Here is a 21,273-nt window from a genome sequence, read left to right as displayed (position 1 = left end):
GCTCAGAACCCGCGCGGCGGGCAGCTATCGTCGACCGGGCTGCCATCATAGGCCTTTTCGCCACAGTCGTTGACCTCGTGCCAGACAAACCCGCGCCCGTCTTCCATGACAGCCACGACACGGTCGATACCGTATTCCAGATTGCGCTGTCCAAGAAACGCCAGCGCGCTGCCATCGGCCAGCGCATCGCCGATTTCTTCGGCATCAAAACAGTCAAACCAACCGGGGGCCACGCGGGGGGCGGCGTCCTCATAGGCCGTGAACGTGGCGCTCAGCTCGGCCAGATCTTGGGTGGTGGTGAAACAGGCGCGGTAACGGATAGGAGAGCTGTCCGCGTCAATCGCCCGGAAGTCCCCATAGGCAATCGCAGCCGGTTCACCCGTCGCCGTCTCGATCAGCACGACATCATCGGTGCCGTTCGGCTCTACCTCTGTGTAGAAGCCGTAAACTTGAAAGTAATACATGGCGGCACCCGCTGCGAGCGCCGACACAAGGATGACAATGGCAAGAAAACGTCCCATCAATTGCCCCATTTCGGATTTTCAAACAGGATGATCATCCGCCTTCTACCTACAGCGCGCGCACGCCAGCCGCGCGAAATCAGATGGTTGCTGACCTCTGGTAAGGTGCTGTCCTGACGCGCGCCGCGTTCGAAACCGACATCCGCCGTGATGTATTGAAAGCAGTCCAGTATACCTTTGGCACCGTCCAGGATTTCCGGCTCTGCCCCTTTGGCCTCAAGTTTCAGCAACCGGTAAGGGCGCCGTTCGAGAACGCTGTCCAGACGGATCGCGGGCACCTCTGTCGTGCTGTCATAGTCTTCCATCGGCAGGAGCGACGCCTCCGCGCCAGCGGCCTTGCGGTAAAGCGTCACTGCATCCGCATCAGCGTTCCAGACCGCCGCCTGACGGGCCCGCGCGGTCAGACCGGTGGCATTTGCCAAGTTGCGGCTGAGCGCCCTGAACTCGCGCGGCGCGGGCTCAAAGCAGGTCAGGTCGAACGGCATGTTGAACGTCTGCAACGCCTGCGCAAAATCCCCGACATTCGCGCCGATTTCCACGATGTGGTCGCCCGGGGCGAAGGGGACAAGATCCAGCAGGAAGGCTTCGCGCACCGCGATGGCGTGCGCATCCGGCCCGGGCTCCGCCTCGAAATGACGGTCCTCGGCGGGGGGCATTCGACCAGCGGGGGTCGTGCCGGTTTCGGCCACCGCATCGCGCGGCGACAGGTCGCGCAGCAGGCGCAGATATCCGTTCGAGATCCTGCCAGTGCGCCGATTGATGCGATCTCCGGCGCGGCGGAGCATCAGGCTCATGCGCGACTCGAGTTGCATCTCAGACCGTGGCCGCATCAGTTTGCACAAACGCGTCGGCACAGCGCTTTGCCAATGTGCGGACCCGTCCGATATAGGCCTGCCGTTCGGTCACCGAAATCACGCCGCGCGCATCCAGCAGGTTGAACAGATGGCTCGCCTTGATGCATTGATCATAGGCGGGGTGGGCCATGATGATGCGGCGCCCTGTCTTGGGGTCGACATCTTCCTGATCCAGGATCGCCTCGCATTCCGCCTCTGCCTCTTCGAAATGACGCTGCAGCACTTCGGTATTGGCGATATCGAAGTTCCAGCGGCTGTATTCCTGCTCTGTCTGTCGGAAAACGTCGCCATAGCTTAGCGGGATCGGCGCATCCGGGTCGTTGAACGGCATGTCCATGACATGGTCAACACCCAGCACATACATGGCGAGCCGCTCCAGACCGTATGTCAGCTCTCCGGAGACGGGAGAGCAATCATGCCCGCCCACCTGTTGAAAATAGGTGAACTGGCTGACTTCCATACCGTCGCACCAGACTTCCCAGCCCAGCCCCCAGGCGCCCAGCGTCGGGCTTTCCCAGTCATCCTCGACAAAGCGGATGTCGTGCATCGCCATGTCGATGCCAATCGCTTCCAGCGACCCGAGGTATAGCGCCTGCAGGTCCGGCGGAGAGGGTTTGATCAACACCTGGTACTGGTAATAATGCTGCAGACGGTTGGGGTTTTCGCCATAGCGCCCATCGGTCGGACGGCGCGAGGGCTGCACATAGGCGGCGGCCCAGGGACGGGCGCCCAGGGCGCGCAGCGTCGTGGCCGGGTGGAACGTGCCGGCACCAACCTCCATATCATAGGGTTGCAGCATTGCGCAGCCCTTGCTGGCCCAGTAGCTCTGAAGCCGCAGGATGATTTCCTGAAAACTGCGCGGTTTGGCTGAGCTTGCGTGCATGACCTGCCCTCTTGATGATCTGCGGCCTTCCTATGCCCCACCAAGTCAAGCGTCAATCACGGGGCTGACCATAATTTGTAGTGCGCTCGCCGTTCCTTTTGGTAAAACTGCGCAAAACGACGACGACAAAGAGCAGGGATCCACCATACGCATGCCAAGGTTCATCATTACGCTCGTCGCCGCCTTGTTCATGACGCAGGCGGCGATTGCACAGGACGTCGCCTATATCCAGATCGAGGCGCAGCCCAGCCTTGCCCGTGCAGAAGAGCGCGCCCGCGATTACGCGACCGTTCTGAACGACGTCAACGGATTTGCGCTTGGCCGCGGCTGGTACGGCGTGGCCCTTGGCCCCTACCCGCGCTCCGATGCCGAGGCGCTGCTGCGCCAGCTTCGCTCCAACGGGCAGGTGCCGCGCGATTCCTATATCGAGGAGCCGAATGAATACGGGCGCCAGTTCTGGCCCATCGGCGCGGCGCTGAACGCACAGTCGCCGCAACCTGTTGCAATCCCTGAAATCACAGCCCCCGAGACCGCCCAACCAGCTGTTGAGGCGCCCGCGCCTACCGTGGCAGAGCCGGACGAGACCCCGCGCCAGGCCCGCGCAAGCGAGGCGCAGCTCAGCCCCTCCGAACGCGAAGAATTGCAGGTCGCGCTGAAATGGGCCGGTGTCTATCGTGGCGCAATCGACGGCGCCTTTGGCCGTGGCACGCGCGGGTCGATGGCCGAATGGCAGCGCAACAACGGTTTCGAGGCAACAGGCATCCTGACAACAGCGCAACGCGCCGAGCTTCTGCGCCAGTATAACGCGATTCTCGACGGTATGGGGATGCAGCAAGTCACAGAGGCCAAGGCCGGGATCAGCATGCAATTGCCGATGGGGATCGTGGCCTTCGACCATTACGAGGCCCCTTTCGTCCATTACACGCCCACAACCGATCTGGACGCGCGGGTCATCCTGATTTCCCAGCCCGGCGACCGCGAAACGCTTTATGGTCTCTACGAGATCATGCAGACGCTGGAGATTGTGCCACTCGACGGCCCCCGCGAACGGCTGCGCAACAGCTTTGTTCTGACAGGCAGCAACAGCCGGATCACCAGCCATACAGAGGCCCGGCTGATCAACGGCGCGATCAAGGGCTTCACCCTTGTCTGGCCGGCGGGGGATGAAGAACGCCGCCTGCGCGTTCTGGACAAGATGAAAGCCTCCTTCGAGACGACGGCAGCCGTTCTTGATCCTGCGGAGATCAAGGATGACGGCCAGACGATCGATCTGGTTGCCGGTCTGAACGTGCGCAGGCCCAAACTGTCGCGCTCGGGCTTCTACATCAGCCGTGACGGGTCCGTCGTGACCACGATCCATGTTGTCGAGGCATGTTCGCGCATCACGCTGGACGGCGAACACGAGGCGACGGTGATTGCCTCCGATCCCGACCTTGGCGTCGCGGTCCTGCGGCCCGCATCGCGGCTTGTGCCGATCTCTGTCGCGTCGTTCCGGCAGGGTCAGCCCCGGCTGCAATCAGAGGTCGCAATTTCCGGCTACAGCTTTGGCGGGGTGCTCAGCGCGCCGACCCTGACCTTCGGGACGCTGCAGGATCTGCGCGGCCTGTCAGGCGATGACCGTCTGGACAGGCTGGCCGTCAACGCCCATCCCGGCGACGCGGGCGGGCCGGTCTTCGATACCGGTGGCGCTGTGCTGGGCATGTTGCTGCCGCGCGAGAATGGCGACAAGCAATTGCCGGGCGAGGTCAGCTTTTCTACCGATGCCGCATCGCTGAGCGATTTTCTGGACAAGGCGGGCGTGAAGGTCGAAGCGGCGAACGGCACCGCCTCCATGGCGCCCGAGGATTTGACGCAACTGGCAAACGGCATGACCGTACTGGTCAGCTGCTGGGAATAAGACGCGCCATCTGATCGCCCTAAAATTGCATCCCGCCCGCCCCACGGCCGTTTCAGGGCGTCTGTTTCCTTTTATTTGCCGGATGCGGCCCCGATTTGTGATCCTTTCGTGACACTCGGCGGATGACCCTCTAAGACGGGGCTCAAGAACTGACCCGGGATTCGGAGCCTCCTGCCTTGTCCAAGCTCATGCCCCCTGCGCATCCATTCGACGATGACAAACTTCACGAAGAATGTGGCATCTTCGGCGTCGTCGGCGTAACCGATGCCGCGAATTTCGTCGCCCTCGGTCTGCACGCCCTGCAGCACCGCGGACAGGAGGCAGGCGGCATCGTCAGCCACGACGCGGAACAGGGCTTCAACTCTGCCAGACGTTTCGGCTACGTGCGCGACAATTTCACATCGCAATCGCTGATGAAGACGCTGCCCGGCCCGCTGGCCATCGGCCATGTGCGCTATTCTACCGCCGGATCGAAAGGCCCGACGCAGATCCGCGACGTGCAACCTTTCTTCGGCGAATTTTCGATGGGTGGCGCCGCGATTGCGCATAACGGCAATATCACCAATGCCGACGCCCTGCGCCGCGAGCTGATCGAACGCGGATCGATTTTCCAAAGCTCCAGCGACAGCGAATGCATCATTCACCTGATGGCGCGGTCCCTGCAGCGCAACATCCCCGAGCGGATGGAAGACGCCCTGCGCCGTGTCGAAGGCGCGTTTTCCGTCGTGGCGATGACCCGCACCAAACTGATCGGTGTGCGCGATCCGCTGGGCGTGCGTCCGCTCGTGCTGGGCAAGATCGGCGATGGCTGGTGCCTCAGCTCTGAAACCTGCGCGCTGGATATCATCGGCGCCGAATTCGTCCGAGAGATCGATCCGGGCGAAATGGTGGTCATCACGGCCGACGGCGTCGAAAGCGTTCGCCCCTTCCGCCCGCGCAAGCCGCGTTTCTGCATCTTCGAACATGTCTATTTCAGCCGCCCCGATTCGATCCTCGGTGGCCGGTCCGTCTATGAAACCCGCCGTCAGATCGGTGTGGAACTGGCCCGAGAGGCGCCAGTGGATGCAGATCTTGTCTGCCCGGTGCCCGACAGTGGAACCCCGGCAGCCATCGGTTTCAGCCAGGAATCAGGCATTCCCTACGCGATGGGCATCATCCGCAACCAGTATATGGGCCGGACTTTCATCGAACCGACAGAGCAGATCCGCAACATGGGTGTGCGTCTGAAACTGAACGTGAACCGCGCGCTGATCAAAGGCAAACGGGTGATCCTGGTGGACGATTCGGTTGTGCGTGGCACCACCAGCCGCAAAATCAAGGAGATGATCCTTGATGCCGGCGCGGCAGAGGTCCATTTCCGCATCGCCTCGCCCCCCACCGCCTGGCCCTGTTTCTACGGTGTGGACACGCCGCAACGCGAAAAGCTTCTGGCCGCCACCATGTCCGAGGACGAGATGCGCGATCACCTTCAGGTCGACTCGCTGCGTTTCATCTCGCTGGACGGGCTTTATCGTGCTGTTGGCGAAGATAAGGGGCGCAATCCATCGCAGCCGCAATATTGCGACGCCTGCTTCTCGGGCGAATATCCGGTCGAACCCTCGGACATGATCGAGAAGGGTTTCAGGCTGAAAGCGGCCGAATAGCCACCCCACCTCAGGAATGCCTGCCTGCATTTGACGCAACGCTACCGCGAGCAATCGGCCCCGTCTGCAACAATCGCGCAGGTTTTCGCCGGTCGACAGGTGCGGATCGGCAAGGTTGCGCTGCGCCGCAGCGTCGCCCCTTTTCAGCGCAGCGCGCCCACCATAGATGCATGCGGTCCGCCCCCGCCAGTCGGGGACGGTATACGCAAGACCGGAGCACCGCCAATGGCGCAGAACACCACGACCAGCCAGGACTATGTTGCCGACACGGCCACAGTCACCACGAAGGGCGTCAGCCGAAGCGAACTTGTGCTTCTCGGCACGTTCGGTTCGCAAGACGCGCCATCGGCGCTGGTGCGTCTGCCCGGCGGCAAGGTCCAGACGGTTACCGTCGGGGACACTGTCAACGGCGGCAAGGTGCTGGCCATCGCCACGGCCGAGCTGACGCTTGCGCGCAATGGCACAGCGCAGCGGCTGCAAATGCCCTGACCGGGGGCTTGCATGCGTTACGACGGCGATGTCTTCGCACCGAATGATACGCTTGCGGCAACCGATCCCTTGACCTCGGCCCGGTTTCGATGAAAACGCAAGCCATGGAACAGAAAATCGCCCTTATCACCGGTGCCTCCCGCGGGCTTGGCGCCGCCCTCGCCGAGGCTCTCTGCGAGACCCACCACGTCGTTGCCGTCGCGCGCACCACTGGCGCGCTCGAAGAGCTTGACGACCGCATTCAGGCCAAGGGCGGCAAAGCCACGCTGGCCCCGATGGATATCACCAATTCGGATGCCATGGCACAGCTCTGCCGCTCAATTTTTGATCGCTGGGGCGCCGGGCGCGAAACGATGGCAGGCACGCTCTCTCTCTGGGCACATACGGCCGTCCATGCCGCGCCGCTGTCGCCTGCATCGCATATGGACACCAAGGACTGGGAGAAATCCGTGGCGGCCAATGTCACGGTGATGGGCACGCTGATCCCCTTCATCGCGCCGCTCCTTGGCTCTGACGGCAAGGCGCTGTTTTTTGACGACCCGCAGGCGGGGCGCAAATTCTTCGGTGCCTACGGCGCGACGAAAGCGGCGCAGATCGCGCTGGCGCGCTCCTGGCAGGCGGAAACCCTCAATACCGGGCCAAATATCCACGTGCTGACGCCGCGCCCGATGCCGACCGCGACCCGCGCCAGGTTCTTTCCGGGCGAGGATCGCAGCCCCCTGACCGCCCCCGCCGCCGAGGCAAAGCGCCTTCTGGCCGAGATCGCCTGACACCCCGCCACCGCGGCAAAAACGCTGCGAAACGCCTGCACCCAAAGGCAGCGTATACGCACCGGGACAGCGCGCCCTTGGGCGCGCGCGCCTTGCGAGGGCAGCAGGGTGGGTGGGCGGGCGCTGTCCGAACAAGGCGTTCCACCGCTTGCCCCGCGCCGCCCCCTCTACTATTGAGTGCCAAGGGCACCAAGGGGCAAGGCATGCGCATTCTCATCACAAATGACGACGGCATCAACGCGCCCGGGCTGAAAGTCCTGCACGACATCGCCACTTCGCTTGCCGGCCCGGATGGCGAAGTGTGGACCGTGGCACCCGCCTTTGAACAATCCGGCGTCGGGCATTGCATCAGCTACACCCACCCTTTCATGGTCATCCAGATGGAAGAGCGCCGCTTCGCCGCCGAGGGCAGCCCCGCCGATTGCGTGCTTGCCGGTCTGCACGAGGTGATGAAGGATGCCCGCCCCGACCTCGTGCTCTCGGGCGTCAACCGGGGCAACAACTCGGCCGAGAACACGCTTTATTCCGGCACAATCGGCGGCGCGCTCGAAGCTTCCCTGCAAGGGCTGCCAGCCATTGCGCTGTCGCAATATTACGGACCAGAGAACAACGCGCTCGACAATCCGTTCGAAGCGGCCGCCGCCCATGGCACAGAAACCGTGCGACGCATCCTTGACGCGACACTGCCACAGCCGGACGAGGGCTATCAGACCTTCTACAACGTCAATTTCCCGCCCGTTCCAGCCGCGGATGTCAGGGGAACGCGCATCGCACCGCAGGGCTTGCGGCGCAACACCTCCTTCTCGGTAGAGCCGCATGACAGCCCCTCGGGCCGCCGGTTTCTCTGGATCAAGGGCGGCGATCAGCGCGCACCAACGCAGCCCGACACCGATGCGGCCGTCAACCTTGACGGCTACATCTCGATCACGCCGATGCGGGCGGACCTAACGGCGCATGACCTTGTCGACCCGTTGAGAGACGCCTTCGCATGACCGCAGGTGCGACCCAGAAGATGCAGTTCCTCTATGCGCTCCGGTCCAAAGGCGTGACCAACTCCCGGGTCTTGACGGCGATGGAGAAAATCGACCGTGCGCCTTTCATCAAGGGCTACTTTGCCGAACGCGCCTATGAGGACATGCCGCTACCCATTGCCTGCGGGCAGACCATCAGCCAGCCCTCAGTGGTTGGCCTGATGACGCAGGCGCTCGACCCCGGGCCGCGCGACAAGGTGCTGGAAATCGGCACCGGCTCGGGCTACCAGGCCGCGATCCTCAGCCAGCTTGCACGGCGGGTCTACACGATCGACCGGCACAGGCGGCTGGTACACGAGGCACGCGCGGTGTTCGAGAAACTCGCCCTTGCCAATATCACCACCCTGACCGCTGATGGCAGCTTTGGTTTGCCTGATCAGGCGCCATTTGACCGGATTCTGGTCACTGCCGCGGCCGAAGACCCGCCCGGACCGCTCTTGGCGCAGCTTAAGATTGGCGGTATCATGGTGCTACCGGTAGGTCAGTCCGATGCGGTGCAGAACCTGATCAAGGTGACGCGCAGCGAGGATGGGTATGACTATGAAGAACTGCGCACCGTCCGGTTTGTGCCGCTGGTCGAAGGTCTGGGCAAGGACAGCTGACCAGCCCGTGAGTGAAATGCCATGACGCCTCGGTTCAACAAGGGGCGCATTGAGGATATCGAGATGACGCTTCAAGCGACCCGACGCTTCCCCACCACTGCCGTGCTTGTCGGCAGCGCCCTTTTGCTCACCACCGCCTGTGAAAGGCCGCTGGATCTGGACCTTCGTGGCCGGCTGGGCAGCAGCTTCGACACGTCGCAGGCGGCGCAATCCGTCGTTGCCACGCGTCCCCGCCCGGATGACCGTGGGATCATTTCCTATCCGAATTACCAGGTTGCCGTGGCCCGGCGGGGTGACACGCTGCAGACGCTCGCAGCCCGCATCGGCCTGCCCGCAGACGAGCTGGCCCGCCACAATGGCATCCAGCCGGACGATAGCCTGCGCAGTGGCGAGGTGATCGCCCTGCCCCGCCGCGTGGCCGAACCGTCGCCCGCCACGGGGGCGACGTCCTCCGGCCCGATCCAACCCGCCAGCGATGTCACGGTGACAGAGCTTGCAAGTGCCGCGATTGACAGCGCCCCGGCCACGCCCGCCAGTTCTACCGCAGCCCCCGCCGTCCAGACCGGGCTGGAGCCGATCCGCCACAAGGTTGTGCGCGGCGAGACGGCCTTTACCATCTCGCGCCTCTACGGCGTGTCGGTACGGGCGCTTTCGGAATGGAACGGGCTCGACAAGGAATTCACCATCCGCGAAGGGCAGTACCTTCTGATCCCACCGGTCACCCAGACATCAAGCACCGTCCGAACCACGGCAGCAGCCAGCAGCCAGACCGCCGCCAGCACGGAGCCTCCCGGCGTGGGCAGCCCAACGCCGACGCCCCCCAGCGCGTCGAAACCGCTGCCTGCGGTCACGCCTGCCGCGGCCTCTGCGCCACAGCCCAAGCCCGCCTCGCCCAACCTTGCCGCCGAGACGACAAAACCGTCGAGCAGCGCCAAGATGGCAATGCCGGTCAACGGCACGATCATCCGGGAATATTCCAAGGGCCGGAACGAAGGCATCGACATTGCCGCAAGCAGCGGCACGGCCGTCAAGGCTGCGGCCAGCGGCAAGGTGGCCGCGATCACCAAGGATGAAAACAACATCCCGATTGTCGTGGTAAAACATCCTGACAACGTGATGACGGTCTATATCCGCGTCGATGACATCAGCGTGGCCAAGGGCGACAATGTCAGTCGCGGGCAGACGATCGGCAAGATCGGCTCTGGCGACCCGGCCTATGTGCATTTCGAAGTGCGCGAAGGCTTTGACAGCGTGGACCCAACCGGCTACCTGCGCTGACCCGGCTGCGCGCCTCTGGCCAAGGGGGGCCAGGGTGCCAGCGGGGCGTGCGTCAACCTGCTTTTGCCGCTCTGACAGGGCGCGGCGGTGCCGGGGTCAGGCGTTTGCCACGCCGCGCCTGCCAGCAAGGTCAGTGAAATATTGCCATGCGACGCGGCCCGAACGGGCACCACGCGTTGCCTGCCATTCGATGGCCTCGGCGCGCAGCGTCTCGTCGTCAATCTCCACGCCATAGGCGTCACAGTAGCCACGGATCATTTGCAGGTACTCGTCCTGGCTGCAGGGGTGAAAACCCAACCACAGGCCGAACCGGTCAGACAGCGACACTTTTTCCTCGACCGCCTCGGACGGGTTGATCGCAGAAGAGCGCTCGTTCTCGATCATGTCACGCGGCATCAGGTGGCGGCGGTTGGAGGTGGCGTAGAACACCACATTGTCCGGTCGCCCTTCGATCCCGCCATCCAGAACCGCCTTGAGCGATTTGTAATGCTGGTCGTCATGGCTGAATGACAGGTCGTCACAAAACAAAAGAAAACGGTGGTCCGACCCGCGCAGCATCGCCAGAAGCCGCCCGACAGTCGGCAGATCCTCGCGCTGCAGTTCCACGATCTTCAGCGGCAGGCCTTGCGCCAGAACGGCAGCATGCACCGCTTTCACAAGGCTGGACTTGCCCATGCCGCGCGCACCCCAGAGAAGCGCGTTATTCGCAGGCAGGCCACGCGAGAATTGCAGCGTGTTAGCCAGCAACGTGTCGCGCGACCGATCCACCCCGATCAGCAGGGACAGATCCACCCGGCTGACCTGCGGCACCGGCTGCAACCGGTCCGGGGCCACGTGCCAGACAAAGGCGTCGGCCTCGTCGAAATCGGGGGCCTGCGACGGCGCCGGAGACATCCGCTCCAGCGCCTCGGCGATGCGTTCAAACGAACGGGACTTGCTCATTCTTCGTCGAATTCCTTCATCAGAGGATCTTCGTCCTCATCATCGTAATAGCCTTCGGCGCGCAGACGGGCTTCGCGCTTTCTCTCGACCCGGCGCACCAGCCAGATTGACACCTCGTAAAGGCCGTAGACGACCACGAACAGGATCACTTGCGTGATCACGTCAGGCGGGGTGACAAGTGCGGCCAGCACCAGAATGGCGACCACGGCGTATTTGCGCACATTGCCCAGCCCTTCGGCAGAAACGAGCCCCGCCTTGCCCATGAGCGTCAGCAGGACCGGCAGTTGGAAGCACAGGCCAAACGCCACGATGAACTTGATCGTAAGGCTGAGATATTCCTGCGCCGAGCCCTGGAAGGCGATCCCGGCCGTGGCGTTGGTGACGTCCTCGTTCAGCACCGATCCCGGTTGCTGGAAGCCAAGGAAGAAATCGAATGCCAGCGGCGTGACCACGTAGAATGCGAAGGACGCGCCAAGAAAGAACATGAAGGGCGAGGCGATCAGGAAAGGCAGGAAGGCCCCCTGCTCTGACTTGTAAAGGCCCGGCGCCACGAACCGCCACATCTGGTAGGAAATATAGGGGAAGGACAGGATCAGCCCCCCCAGCAACGAGATCGAGATCGCGACGAAGAAACCCTCTTGCAGCTTGATCAGGATCAGCCCGCAATCGGCTGTGCCACGCGCGGCCATCGCGTCGCATAACGGATGGGTCAGGAAGTTGAAGATCGGGTTCCAGACCGTGAAACAGATCACCATGCCGATGATGAAGGCAAAGGCCGAATGCATCAGGCGGGTGCGCAGCTCTGCCAGATGTTCGATCAACGGGGCGGAGCTGTCCTCGATCTCGTCATGGTCGGCGCTAGTCATGCATCACCTGCGGTTTTGTCTGGCGCGGGGGCGCTTGTTTCGACCTTGGCAAGATCCGCCTCGGCTGCCTCGGCAGCTTTCAGCGCCTCTGCGGCCTCCTTGGCCTTGCGCTCGGCCGCCTTGCGCGCGGTCGATGCCTTGATCTTGCGTGCGGCTTCGGCGCGTTCCTCGGCCAGCTTGCCGGTCTCGCTTTCGGGGTCAAGGTTAAGGTCGGTCACGGAGCGGGCCGCGTCCTTGACGCCGTCCAGCGCGCTGCCCAGCGGGTTTGTCGCGGTCCGTATCGTCGACTGGATATCCTTCACGCCGGATTCATCCGCCGCCTGTTCCATCGCACGGCTGAATTCACGGGCCATACCCCGCGCCTTGCCTGCAAAACGCCCGATATTGCGAAACAGGACCGGCAATTCCTTCGGTCCCACCACGATCAGCGCGACGACCCCGATGACCAGCATCTCGGTCCAGCCCATTCCGAACATGGATCAGACCTTGTCTTTGCTGTCTTCCGGCGTGACGTCCTTGGCCTCTTCGGCACGCTCGTCATCAAGCTCTTTCGCGCCGTCGCTGACGCCTTTCTTGAAGGCCGTAATGCCCTTGCCGACTTCGCCCATCAGCGACGAGATCTTGCCGCGTCCGAAAAGCACCAGAACGACCACCGCGATCAGCAGAAGGCCAGGTAGACCGATATTGTTCAGCATTTCTATATTCTCCCGTCCGGGGACACCCGCGATCATCGCCGGGCGACCGTCAATCTCAGGCTGATTGTTTAGGGGCTCGCCCAGCCAGATAAAAGTGCCAAACCACCTTGCGAAGGCGATTTGCCGCGTGGCAGGTCGCAATTTCTGTCAGCATCTTGTCAGTTGCCAGTATTTTGACAGAATGGGGGCGTTGCAGCAATGAATTCCTCCACCGGAAAGGCGCGCATGAAACGCAGCGACAGGCTTTATGCCCTGATCGAGATTCTCAAGGATGGCAGGCTGCACCGGGCCGAGGACATGGCCAAACGCCTGCGCGTCTCTATCCGCACGATCTATCGGGACATGGATGTGCTTGCGGCCTCGGGCGTGCCCATCGAAGGGGAGCGCGGGCTGGGCTATACCGCGCGTGCCGCGATTACCCTGCCCCCGCTGAACCTGACCGAGGCAGAGCTCGAAGCGCTCCATCTGGGCCTGGCGGTGGTCGGCGAAGGGGGCGATCCATCCCTGCAGGAAGCCGCGAGAGCCTTGTCCGAGAAAATCGACGCCGTATTGCCAGCCGACCGGTCCAGCGCGCCCCAGAGTTTCGGTTTCGCCACAGGGCCTTTCGCAGATGCCGCGCGCGGGTTCCGGCATATGCCGACATTCCGTGCAGCGATCCGAGCGCGGCAGAAGCTGCGGATCAAGCAGGTGGACGCGTCGGAGCCCGAAACCGTGCGCCCCCTGAAGCTGGATTACTGGGGGCGCGTCTGGACCTGTGTCGCCTGGAACGAGGACATATCCGATTTCATGACCTGTCGCATTGACCGCATCGAGACTTTGCAGGTCTTGCCGGGGCTTTTCGTCGACGAACCGGGCAAACGGCTCAGCGATTTCGACGCCAGGGCAGACAGCCCCTAGCGCAGGGGCCTGATCGCGCCGATCAATCCGTCGCGGAGAAGACGAAACAGCGGTCGCGTCGGATGGTCAGCCAAAGGGGTTGCCCCGGCTTGGGCAGGAACACGTTCGGAACCGTCGCGCGCAGCAATGATCCGTCATGTTCCATGCGAAATTCCACAAGGCTTTCAGACCCCATGAACCGCGCCCGCTCAACAAAGCCCCGCGCGGGTGTGCCGTCACGCGGCGTGGGGTTGGGCCCGCGCCCGTCGCGATCAAAGTCGATGCCCACATGCTGCGGACGAAAGACGATATCCACCTCTGCGCCATCCGGCACACCGGGGCACAGGAACTGGCCAAAGGGGGTTTCGGTCAACGCCCCCTGCACACGGCCGCGCACCACGTTGATATCGCTGAAAAATGCGACTGCGGCCTTGTCCACGGGGGAGTTGTAGACGTTATAGGGCGCGCCCTGCTGCACGATCTGACCATCGCGCATCAATGCGATTTCATCCGCCATGCGCATCGCCTCTTCCGGCTCGTGCGTGACCAGCAGGACGGAGGCATCTTCTTCCTTGAGCAAGGCCAGCGTCTCGTCGCGGATGCCGTCCCGCAAGCGGTTGTCCAGGCCCGAAAACGGCTCGTCCATCAGCATGATGCGCGGTTTTGGCGCCAGGGCGCGCGCAAGGGCGACGCGCTGCTGTTCGCCCCCTGAAAGCTGGTGGGGATATTCATCGACGAAATGCACCAGCCCCACCCGGTCAAGCAGCGTACGCACCCGCTCGCGCTTGGCGGCGCCGCTTCCGGTCAGCCCGAAGGCCACGTTTTCACCAACGCTGAGATGCGGGAAGAGTGCGAAATCCTGAAACATCAGGCCAATGCCACGGCGTTCCGGCGGCACCCGAAAGACGGTGTCGCAGATCAGTTTGCCATCGACGAAGATCGTGCCTTCGTCCTGCATATCGACGCCAGCGATCATCCGCAGGGTCGTCGACTTACCGCAGCCGGACGGGCCCAGCAGGCAGGTCACATGACCCGGCTGGATTGAAAGGGAGACGTCGTTCACCACTGCCTTGCCGTCGTAACGGCGGATCAGGTGCCGGACTTCCAGTCGTGGGGGGGCTAGCTCGCTCACCTCTGCCTCTCGCGGAACCCGATGAAAAACATCGGAATTGGGCGGAGCGGTATCATTCCCCGCAGATCATCGCAACCCATCCACGGTGCGGCAATGAGTCGGCGGATCGAACACCGGCCGAGGCTCAAACGGATGTCACTCGCTCTGCAAAAGGTCAAAGACGGTTTCGGCGACAATCCGGCCATTGACCTGCAATTCCACCCGGTGAGGGCCGGGGTGCAGGCGAAAGGTCGTGGCATCGCCCTTCAACGGATGGTTGCGGTTCAGGACAAGGGGAGTGCCCTCCGCGAGCTTGGCCTTTTTCAGTTTAAACACCTTGCGCCCCGGCTTGCCCCCGGGCCTGTGAAAATGCAGCACATAATCGACGATGACTGGCAGATCGCGGTCGCTTGTCAGCTCTGCCTCCAGCGCCATCACACCGCCGATCGTCGCAGGAGGCGCGACCCGCAAAGCAGCCCTCACCGGCACATCCGTTCTGTAGCCGAGCAGTTCGAGGGCGCCCGCGTTGCCTTGTTTGACAAGCGTTCGCAGCGCGTGGCGAGTGATCCAGCCCATCTCGGCAGGGGTCTGGCGCCCCTCGGCCTGCCAGCGCGCCAGCCGGTCCACCACGACATCCGGCGCGAATTTTGCGATATCGTTCATATGGTTGGCGACCGATCTTGTCACATACCGGGTGGGATCTGCATAGAGTTGGTCAAGAAACCGCAGCGGCACCAACGGGTCGAGCATGATTGCCCGCGCCCAGGGCAGTTTTGGCCGCGTGCCTTCGCTGACGAGCCGCCGCACGTGGTAATTGTCGTCTTTCGCCCAATTCTCCAGCCGCGCCAGCGTCTCGTCCGGCCAGCGGTTCAGGAAGGGGCGGATGTAGAATTCCATTGAAAAGCGGCAGGTTGCAGCGCGCAGCAGGTCCAGTGCCCGGTCGCGATGATCCTCCAGCCCGTGGCGCACGGCCAAAATGCCATGCACCCCGTGGATAAACCGGCCAAAGTCGTCATCGCGCAGGTTCGGGTCAAGGATCGGCGGAAGGGACGCCTCAAGACAGTCCGCCATGTCATTGAAATCGGATGGAAGTTGCGCCTCAGCACAATCGGCCATCCAGTCCAGCCGCGCCAGCAATGTACGCTCGGCGAACCCGGCCAGAACGTCTGAAACGAACCGCTGCTCATCGAAACCCGGCACCCCGCCAGCAAGCTCCGATGCCAGATCACCGACCGTGTCTGCATTGAAAAGCTGGTCGGCGAGCGAGAAGCCCGCGCCGCCGCCCTTGCCATCTGGCCCCCGCGCCATGGATCAGAGCGTCGCGTTGGTGGCACCACCGTCCAGCAGCACGTTCTGGCCGACGATGAACCCGGCATATTGCGAGCACAGAAACGCGCAGGTCGCGCCGAATTCTTCTGGCGTGCCGTACCGTCCGGCCGGAATGGTGGCCGACCGCTTGGTGACAGCCTCTTGCAGGGTGATGCCCTCTTTCTCGGCCACGCCGGTATCCAGCGAGACTGCGCGATCCGTCGCATGAATGCCGGGCAAGAGGTTGTTCATGACAACGCCACTGCCTGCCACCTGACGCGACGTGCCCGCGACATAGCCGGTCAGACCGGCACGTGCCGAATTGGACAGGCCCAGCACCGCAATGGGTGATTTCACTGATTGCGAGGTGATGTTGACCACCCGGCCCCAGCCACGCTCCATCATGCCCGGAACCAGCGCCTTGATCAGCGCAATCGGCGTCAGCATGTTGGCGTCCAGCGCCTTGATGAAATCGTCACGCTCCCAATCGGTCCACATGCCCGGGGGCGGGCCGCCCGCGTTGTTGACCAGAATATCCACGGCACCTGCGGCTTTGAGCACCTGCGCGCGGCCCTCTTCAGAGGTGATGTCGGCAGCAACGGCCGTGACGGTGACGCCATGCGCCTCTCGTATTGCCTGCGCGGTCTCTTCCAGCGGGCCTTCGCTGCGGGCATTGATCACCAGATCGACCCCGGCCTCGGCCAGCGCCATCGCGCAGCCACGTCCCAGGCCCTTGCTTGATGCGCAGACCAGCGCGCGCTTGCCCCTGATTCCCAGATCCATGACACTCTCCCTTTGTCTTCGTCGCCAAATCCGTAACACCCGGCAAACCTCTATGCCAGCAAAACGCCCGGGACGGCCCATCGCGACCCACGCTTGCCAAGACCCCTGCCCCGACCTATACGCGCGCTCATGCTAGACGCCCTGCCCAACCGCCCCGACCTGCCCGCCGAGATTGCCCGCCGCCGGACCTTTGCGATCATCTCGCATCCCGACGCCGGCAAGACCACGCTGACTGAGAAGTTCCTGCTTTTCGGCGGGGCCATCCAGATGGCCGGACAGGTGCGTGCAAAAGGCGAGGCGCGGCGCACGCGGTCGGATTTCATGCAGATGGAAAAGGATCGCGGGATTTCCGTGTCCGCCTCTGCCATGTCGTTCGATTTCCGCGAATTCCGGTTCAACCTTGTGGACACGCCCGGCCACTCTGATTTTTCCGAAGACACGTATCGCACGCTGACGGCTGTGGATGCCGCCGTGATGGTGATTGACGGCGCCAAGGGCGTCGAAAGCCAGACGCAAAAGCTGTTCGAGGTGTGCCGCCTGCGCGATCTGCCGATCCTGACCTTCTGTAACAAGATGGACCGCGAAAGCCGCGACACGTTTGATATTATCGACGAGATTCAGGAAAACCTGGCGATCGACGTGACGCCCGCAAGCTGGCCCATCGGTGTCGGCCGCGATTTCATGGGCTGCTACGACATGCTGCGCGACCGGCTGGAGCTGATGGACCGCGCCGACCGCAACCGCGTGGCGGAATCGATAGAGATCAACGGCCTGGACGATCCCAAACTGGAAGAGCACGTGCCCGCGCATCTGCTGGAAAAGCTGCGCGAAGAGGTCGAAATGGCGCGGGAGCTGCTGCCCAAGCTCGACCCGCAATCCGTGCTCGAAGGGCATATGACGCCGATCTGGTTCGGCTCTGCGATCAACTCCTTTGGCGTCAAGGAGTTGATGGACGGGATCGGCACTTATGGGCCAGAGCCTCAGGTGCAGCGCGCTCAGCCGCGCGAGATTGCCCCCGATGAAAAGAAGGTTGCGGGCTTTGTCTTCAAGGTGCAGGCCAATATGGACCCCAAGCACCGCGACCGTGTCGCCTTTGTCCGGCTGGCCTCGGGCCATTTCATCCGCGGGATGAAGCTGACGCATGTGCGCACGAAAAAGCCTATGGCGATCTCCAACCCGGTGCTGTTCCTCGCCTCTGACCGTGAACTGGCCGAAGAGGCATGGGCCGGCGACATCATCGGCATCCCCAACCACGGCCAGCTGCGCATCGGCGACACGCTGACAGAAGGCGAGGCGATCCGCGTCACGGGCATCCCCAGCTTCGCGCCAGAGCTGTTGCAGACCTGCCGGGCGGGCGACCCGATGAAGGCCAAGCATCTGGAAAAGGCGCTGATGCAATTTGCAGAAGAAGGTGCCGCCAAGGTTTTCAAACCCGAATTCGGCTCTGGCTTCATCGTGGGTGTGGTTGGCGCGTTGCAGTTCGAGGTGCTCGCCAGCCGGATCGAGATGGAATACGGCCTGCCCGTCCGGTTCGAACCGTCGCAATTCACCTCCGCTCGCTGGGCCTCTGGCCCGAAGACCGCATTGGACAAGTTCATCGCGGCGAACAAACAGCATATCGCTCATGACAATGATGGCGACGTCGTCTACCTGACGCGGCTGCAATGGGATATCGACCGGATCGCGCGTGACTACCCCGATGTGACCCTGTCGGCCACCAAGGAAATGATGGTCTGATCCGCAGGGCAGCGCATCAACGCCACGCTTGCGCCCTGCCGCAAGGCGCGGCATCTTCGCGGCCATGAGCGAGCAGGATGACGGCACCTATCCGGGCGGTTTCCCGGCGATCCTCCGGCAGATGGAGGGGCGCCGAGACCCGTTGGGTTTCGCGAAGGGCGAGGCCTTGCCGCCGTTGGATGCCAACCTGGCCCCGCTGCTGGACCAGATCGTGCGCGACCCTGCGACGGACCCTGCGGAACAGGACGTGCCGCGCTCGTCGCATCAACGCAAGCGCCGGGAAATCCGCAGCGAGCTGGCGGGAGCCTCGGAACTCTGCGCGCTGAACGGTCTGCTGATCGCGCATCTGCGCAAGCGCGCGCAACCTGTGCATACTGCGGCCCTGTTTCACAGGCTTTGGGCGGACCATGCCGATCACCTGCTGGACCAGCTTGACCTGCGCTGGCTGGTCTCGTCGATCACGACATTCGGCGACCACGGTTTGACGGGCAGACAGCGGCAGGTTGGACAGGCGATGACTGTCCTCTTCGGCACGATGAAGCTCTACGAGACAGAGCGGCTTTATTCCGGGCTGGCACCGGGGCGCCCCTTCAAATTGACCGGCAAGTCCTCCGAAACCCTGCCGATGGAAATGGACGCCTACTCCGTCTCGTATGGCGGGCTGGACGTGAACATGCTGGGGCGACTCTGGCAGGATGCGGATCACGATGCAGTCATACGTCCGTTGGCGCATCACCTGCTTGACCAGCTTATCGCGGATGAACGAACGGTCTTTCGCCGTCTGGCGATGATGCGCCACAGGCTGGCCCGCCGTCGCCGCAAGAAGGCCGAGGCAAGGGCAGAGCGCGCCGCAGCCCCGGATCTGCCCGCGGGTCCCCTGCCCCGATGGGGGCTGGTGTCCACCGTACGCGGACCGCTTCGTCAGATCGCACGCTTTGCCGCCCATCACCTCGAACTCGGGGCCGAGCGGATTGACCTTTACCTTGATGAGCCGGACCCCGCGGTATTCGCCGCGCTGGTGCATCCCCGCCTGCACCTGACCGCATGTGATGCCGCATGGTGGGATGCTGTCGGCAAGGATCGCCCCGAGCAGCACCAATTGCGCCAGTCACATAACGCCACCCGCAGCTACCGCGAGAGCGCGCTTGATTGGCTGGGACATATTGATGTGGACGAATTCCTGCTGACGGAGGCTCCCGTTGCCTCGTCCCTGCTGGCGGCGGGGCAGGAATTTGCGCAGCTCCGCATGGCCCCGGCAGAGGTGCTCTGCTCCTCTGATGGCGCGATCCGGCGTTTCAAACTGACGCGAGAGGCGGCGGGTCAGCCTGTCTCTGTGTCCGAGGAGATCTACCCGACTTTCGGGATGCATCTGCGCGACGGTTTCATCAGTCACACGGCCGGAAAGGTCTTTGCCCGCACCGGGATCTCGGGTGCGCGCATGGGCATTCACTCGCTGAAGATCGATGGCGTTCGCCTTGCCAATTCGGGCACCCTGCCCGGCATTTACACAGGCCATCTGCACGCCCCTGACTGGGACCATTTCCACGCGCATCTGGAGTTTCGCCGCACGAAAGGCTCCTACCGCGACCGCCCCGAATCCACGCGTATGGGCATGGCACCCCTGCTTGATTTCCTGCAGGAAGAAAGCGGCGAGGCAGGGCTGCGCCAGATGTTCGACGAGCTGTGCGCCGATACGCCTGAGCTGCGCGCGCGGCTGACGAAATACAACATGCTGCTGACCCATCGTCTGGATCTTGATGCCGCCGTCGCCCGCGTCTTCCCGGACCTTCCCGATGACTGAGCCGCGCTGGGGCATTGTGTCCACCGTCAAGGCACCGCTGGAGCAGATCCTTGATTTCGCCGCCTGGCATCTGGAACTGGGCGCGCACCGGTTGTTCCTCTATCTTGACGATCCCGACCCCAAGACAACTGCCCTTCTGGGGGCTCATCCGAAAATACGCGTCACCGCCTGCGATGCCGCCTATTGGGCGAAGAAACCGCAGCGGCCCGACAAGCATCAGGCCCGCCAGTCTCTGAACGCCCGCGACGCCTTTAACCGCAAAACGCAGGTCGACTGGCTGACCCATATCGACGTTGACGAGCTGCTCTGCCCCGCCACACCGCTGGCAGAGCAGCTTGCCACCCTGCCCGCGGACTGCAGCGTTGCCCGCGTCAGGCCGGTCGAGGCTCTGGCGCCCGGCTCTGGCACGGCCCAAGGCGAGACTGTCTTCAAGGCTTTTCATATCGATCAGAAAGCGCGGCAGGCGGCCGCAGAGCGGTGCTTTCCAACCTATGGGCGCTACCTTTCGGGCGGCTTTCTCAGCCATGTCGCCGGAAAACTGATCTTTCGCACCACGCTTCGGCAACCGCAGATCAGGATCCACAACATCATCGTCGGTGATGTCCAGAACCCCGGCGAACAGCCCCTGCCCGGCACTGAACTGCTGCATCTGCATGCCAAAAGCTGGGAGGACTGGCAGCGCACCTATCGCTTTCGACTGGATCGGGGTTCTTACCGCGCGGAACTCAACCCGCAGGTCCGCACGGGCGCGGAGACACCCAACCTGCATGACCTGTTTGGTCAGATAGAGGCCAAAGAGGGCGAGCCCGGCCTTCGCGCCTTTTATTCCGAGGTCTGCACCGCCTCCGCGCCCCTGTGCCAGCGCCTGCAGGACGAAGGTTTGCTGCGACGCATCCGGTTGGACCTTGCCGCCAAACGCCAGAGCCACTTTCCCGGCGCCTGAAGCCCAAGGTGCCGCGTTTGGGTCAGCGGCACCGCGCGCAAACCCCCGAAACCTGTCCGAATTCCGGTCAATCACCCATTGTCAGGCCAGAAACCGGCTGCACAGTGTTGCTATATCGGCGAAACTGTCTACCTATTTCGCGCGAAGCTGTCGCTCAAACGCATCCGCATTGACCCCAAAGCCGCTTTTCGGGTAGATAACGCGCGTGGATCGCGCATGTGGAAAACCACTGGGCCGTACGGG

At 63.1% G+C, this 21,273-nt stretch carries 21 protein-coding genes; 11 read left to right on the top strand and 10 right to left on the bottom strand.

Going from position 1 to position 21,273, the window contains the following annotated elements:
* Window positions 1-2: 2 nt before the first annotated feature.
* The 3 genes from EDD52_RS13505 to EDD52_RS13495 are packed head-to-tail and all read right to left on the bottom strand — an operon-like array spanning window position 3 to window position 2,258.
* Entirely contained in the window at window positions 3-521 is a 519-nt protein-coding gene (locus EDD52_RS13505) for a DUF6446 family protein (protein WP_132245811.1), read from the bottom strand.
* On the bottom strand, window positions 521-1,315 hold the full coding sequence (locus tag EDD52_RS13500) for an FkbM family methyltransferase (RefSeq protein ID WP_165907545.1): 795 nt from the start codon (window positions 1,313-1,315) through the stop codon (window positions 521-523). The genes EDD52_RS13505 and EDD52_RS13500 overlap by 1 nt, the downstream gene beginning before the upstream one ends.
* A gap of 19 nt (window positions 1,316-1,334) precedes the next feature.
* Complete coding sequence (locus EDD52_RS13495; RefSeq protein WP_132245807.1) at window positions 1,335-2,258, bottom strand: glycine--tRNA ligase subunit alpha; 924 nt, start codon at window positions 2,256-2,258, stop codon at window positions 1,335-1,337.
* Between the two features lie 151 nt (window positions 2,259-2,409).
* On the opposite strand from EDD52_RS13495, the gene EDD52_RS13490 reads away from it, so the two are divergent.
* The 7 genes from EDD52_RS13490 to EDD52_RS13460 all read left to right on the top strand — a co-directional run bounded on the left by EDD52_RS13490 (window position 2,410) and on the right by EDD52_RS13460 (window position 9,968).
* Window positions 2,410-4,155, top strand: coding sequence for a trypsin-like peptidase domain-containing protein (locus EDD52_RS13490; RefSeq protein WP_132245805.1), 1,746 nt, complete (start codon window positions 2,410-2,412; stop codon window positions 4,153-4,155).
* 188 nt (window positions 4,156-4,343) lie between these two features.
* Window positions 4,344-5,798: an amidophosphoribosyltransferase gene (gene purF, locus EDD52_RS13485; protein ID WP_132245877.1), complete on the top strand. Its 1,455-nt coding sequence runs from the start codon at window positions 4,344-4,346 to the stop codon at window positions 5,796-5,798.
* A 225-nt stretch (window positions 5,799-6,023) separates the two neighbouring features.
* A complete protein-coding gene (locus tag EDD52_RS13480) occupies window positions 6,024-6,287 on the top strand; it encodes a type II secretion system protein N (RefSeq protein ID WP_243651938.1) in 264 nt (87 codons plus the stop codon).
* Between the two features lie 104 nt (window positions 6,288-6,391).
* Window positions 6,392-7,057, top strand: a complete 666-nt coding sequence (locus EDD52_RS13475; RefSeq protein ID WP_132245803.1) for an SDR family NAD(P)-dependent oxidoreductase — start codon at window positions 6,392-6,394, stop codon at window positions 7,055-7,057.
* A 203-nt stretch (window positions 7,058-7,260) separates the two neighbouring features.
* The gene (gene surE, locus EDD52_RS13470; protein WP_132245801.1) at window positions 7,261-8,049 is read left to right on the top strand and encodes a 5'/3'-nucleotidase SurE; all 789 of its coding nucleotides are present in this window, start codon (window positions 7,261-7,263) and stop codon (window positions 8,047-8,049) included.
* Complete coding sequence (locus tag EDD52_RS13465; protein ID WP_132245799.1) at window positions 8,046-8,690, top strand: protein-L-isoaspartate(D-aspartate) O-methyltransferase; 645 nt, start codon at window positions 8,046-8,048, stop codon at window positions 8,688-8,690. Before surE ends, EDD52_RS13465 begins: the two co-directional genes overlap by 4 nt.
* Window positions 8,691-8,711: 21 nt before the next feature.
* The gene (locus EDD52_RS13460) at window positions 8,712-9,968 is read left to right on the top strand and encodes a LysM peptidoglycan-binding domain-containing M23 family metallopeptidase (RefSeq protein WP_424449916.1); all 1,257 of its coding nucleotides are present in this window, start codon (window positions 8,712-8,714) and stop codon (window positions 9,966-9,968) included.
* A 96-nt stretch (window positions 9,969-10,064) separates the two neighbouring features.
* Here EDD52_RS13460 and EDD52_RS13455 read toward each other — a convergent pair whose 3' ends face one another.
* Genes EDD52_RS13455 through EDD52_RS13440 form a run of 4 tightly spaced genes read right to left on the bottom strand, consistent with a single transcriptional unit; the run spans window position 10,065 to window position 12,471 of the window.
* Window positions 10,065-10,910, bottom strand: a complete 846-nt coding sequence (locus EDD52_RS13455; RefSeq protein WP_132245797.1) for an ATP-binding protein — start codon at window positions 10,908-10,910, stop codon at window positions 10,065-10,067.
* The gene (gene tatC, locus EDD52_RS13450; RefSeq protein WP_132245795.1) at window positions 10,907-11,776 is read right to left on the bottom strand and encodes a twin-arginine translocase subunit TatC; all 870 of its coding nucleotides are present in this window, start codon (window positions 11,774-11,776) and stop codon (window positions 10,907-10,909) included. The genes EDD52_RS13455 and tatC overlap by 4 nt, the downstream gene beginning before the upstream one ends.
* The gene (gene tatB, locus EDD52_RS13445; RefSeq protein ID WP_132245793.1) at window positions 11,773-12,252 is read right to left on the bottom strand and encodes a Sec-independent protein translocase protein TatB; all 480 of its coding nucleotides are present in this window, start codon (window positions 12,250-12,252) and stop codon (window positions 11,773-11,775) included. The genes tatC and tatB overlap by 4 nt, the downstream gene beginning before the upstream one ends.
* A gap of 3 nt (window positions 12,253-12,255) precedes the next feature.
* Window positions 12,256-12,471, bottom strand: coding sequence for a twin-arginine translocase TatA/TatE family subunit (locus EDD52_RS13440; RefSeq protein WP_132245791.1), 216 nt, complete (start codon window positions 12,469-12,471; stop codon window positions 12,256-12,258).
* Between the two features lie 225 nt (window positions 12,472-12,696).
* Between EDD52_RS13440 and EDD52_RS13435 the strand changes: the two genes are divergently transcribed.
* Window positions 12,697-13,368, top strand: a complete 672-nt coding sequence (locus EDD52_RS13435) for a helix-turn-helix transcriptional regulator (RefSeq protein WP_132245789.1) — start codon at window positions 12,697-12,699, stop codon at window positions 13,366-13,368.
* Between the two features lie 22 nt (window positions 13,369-13,390).
* Here EDD52_RS13435 and EDD52_RS13430 read toward each other — a convergent pair whose 3' ends face one another.
* The 3 genes from EDD52_RS13430 to EDD52_RS13420 all read right to left on the bottom strand — a co-directional run bounded on the left by EDD52_RS13430 (window position 13,391) and on the right by EDD52_RS13420 (window position 16,549).
* On the bottom strand, window positions 13,391-14,479 hold the full coding sequence (locus EDD52_RS13430) for an ABC transporter ATP-binding protein (RefSeq protein WP_132245787.1): 1,089 nt from the start codon (window positions 14,477-14,479) through the stop codon (window positions 13,391-13,393).
* A 135-nt stretch (window positions 14,480-14,614) separates the two neighbouring features.
* A complete protein-coding gene (locus tag EDD52_RS13425) occupies window positions 14,615-15,766 on the bottom strand; it encodes a hypothetical protein (protein ID WP_132245785.1) in 1,152 nt (383 codons plus the stop codon).
* Between the two features lie 3 nt (window positions 15,767-15,769).
* Window positions 15,770-16,549: an SDR family oxidoreductase gene (locus EDD52_RS13420; protein WP_132245783.1), complete on the bottom strand. Its 780-nt coding sequence runs from the start codon at window positions 16,547-16,549 to the stop codon at window positions 15,770-15,772.
* 129 nt (window positions 16,550-16,678) lie between these two features.
* Here EDD52_RS13420 and EDD52_RS13415 point away from each other — a divergent pair, with 129 nt between their 5' ends.
* From EDD52_RS13415 to EDD52_RS13405, 3 genes are all read left to right on the top strand, one after another.
* Window positions 16,679-18,286, top strand: a complete 1,608-nt coding sequence (locus EDD52_RS13415; protein WP_132245781.1) for a peptide chain release factor 3 — start codon at window positions 16,679-16,681, stop codon at window positions 18,284-18,286.
* 64 nt (window positions 18,287-18,350) lie between these two features.
* Complete coding sequence (locus tag EDD52_RS13410; protein WP_132245779.1) at window positions 18,351-20,087, top strand: glycosyltransferase family 2 protein; 1,737 nt, start codon at window positions 18,351-18,353, stop codon at window positions 20,085-20,087.
* A complete protein-coding gene (locus tag EDD52_RS13405; protein WP_132245777.1) occupies window positions 20,080-21,030 on the top strand; it encodes a glycosyltransferase family 2 protein in 951 nt (316 codons plus the stop codon). The genes EDD52_RS13410 and EDD52_RS13405 overlap by 8 nt, the downstream gene beginning before the upstream one ends.
* Window positions 21,031-21,273 lie beyond the last annotated feature (243 nt).

This window comes from Primorskyibacter sedentarius, from assembly GCF_004342065.1.
In the GTDB taxonomy this organism is placed as follows: Bacteria; Pseudomonadota; Alphaproteobacteria; order Rhodobacterales; family Rhodobacteraceae; genus Primorskyibacter; species Primorskyibacter sedentarius.
The sequence above is the reverse complement of the archived record's forward strand: the minus strand, read 5'-3'. Positions and strand labels throughout refer to the sequence as shown.

Bases quoted from the DNA above. Each gene is read 5' to 3' on its own strand.
- tatC (WP_132245795.1), bottom strand. From the start codon at position 11,776: ATGACTAGCGCCGACCATGACGAGATCGAGGACAGCTCCGCCCCGTTG.
- EDD52_RS13475 (WP_132245803.1), top strand. From the start codon at position 6,392: ATGGAACAGAAAATCGCCCTTATCACCGGTGCCTCCCGCGGGCTTGGC.
- EDD52_RS13500 (WP_165907545.1), bottom strand. From the start codon at position 1,315: ATGAGCCTGATGCTCCGCCGCGCCGGAGATCGCATCAATCGGCGCACT.
- EDD52_RS13405 (WP_132245777.1), top strand. From the start codon at position 20,080: ATGACTGAGCCGCGCTGGGGCATTGTGTCCACCGTCAAGGCACCGCTG.
- EDD52_RS13490 (WP_132245805.1), top strand. From the start codon at position 2,410: ATGCCAAGGTTCATCATTACGCTCGTCGCCGCCTTGTTCATGACGCAG.
- tatB (WP_132245793.1), bottom strand. From the start codon at position 12,252: ATGTTCGGAATGGGCTGGACCGAGATGCTGGTCATCGGGGTCGTCGCG.
- EDD52_RS13420 (WP_132245783.1), bottom strand. From the start codon at position 16,549: ATGGATCTGGGAATCAGGGGCAAGCGCGCGCTGGTCTGCGCATCAAGC.
- EDD52_RS13480 (WP_243651938.1), top strand. From the start codon at position 6,024: ATGGCGCAGAACACCACGACCAGCCAGGACTATGTTGCCGACACGGCC.
- EDD52_RS13455 (WP_132245797.1), bottom strand. From the start codon at position 10,910: ATGAGCAAGTCCCGTTCGTTTGAACGCATCGCCGAGGCGCTGGAGCGG.
- EDD52_RS13460 (WP_424449916.1), top strand. From the start codon at position 8,712: ATGACGCCTCGGTTCAACAAGGGGCGCATTGAGGATATCGAGATGACG.
- EDD52_RS13440 (WP_132245791.1), bottom strand. From the start codon at position 12,471: ATGCTGAACAATATCGGTCTACCTGGCCTTCTGCTGATCGCGGTGGTC.
- EDD52_RS13505 (WP_132245811.1), bottom strand. From the start codon at position 521: ATGGGACGTTTTCTTGCCATTGTCATCCTTGTGTCGGCGCTCGCAGCG.
- purF (WP_132245877.1), top strand. From the start codon at position 4,344: ATGCCCCCTGCGCATCCATTCGACGATGACAAACTTCACGAAGAATGT.
- EDD52_RS13495 (WP_132245807.1), bottom strand. From the start codon at position 2,258: ATGCACGCAAGCTCAGCCAAACCGCGCAGTTTTCAGGAAATCATCCTG.
- surE (WP_132245801.1), top strand. From the start codon at position 7,261: ATGCGCATTCTCATCACAAATGACGACGGCATCAACGCGCCCGGGCTG.
- EDD52_RS13415 (WP_132245781.1), top strand. From the start codon at position 16,679: ATGCTAGACGCCCTGCCCAACCGCCCCGACCTGCCCGCCGAGATTGCC.
- EDD52_RS13465 (WP_132245799.1), top strand. From the start codon at position 8,046: ATGACCGCAGGTGCGACCCAGAAGATGCAGTTCCTCTATGCGCTCCGG.
- EDD52_RS13425 (WP_132245785.1), bottom strand. From the start codon at position 15,766: ATGGCGCGGGGGCCAGATGGCAAGGGCGGCGGCGCGGGCTTCTCGCTC.
- EDD52_RS13435 (WP_132245789.1), top strand. From the start codon at position 12,697: ATGAAACGCAGCGACAGGCTTTATGCCCTGATCGAGATTCTCAAGGAT.
- EDD52_RS13410 (WP_132245779.1), top strand. From the start codon at position 18,351: ATGAGCGAGCAGGATGACGGCACCTATCCGGGCGGTTTCCCGGCGATC.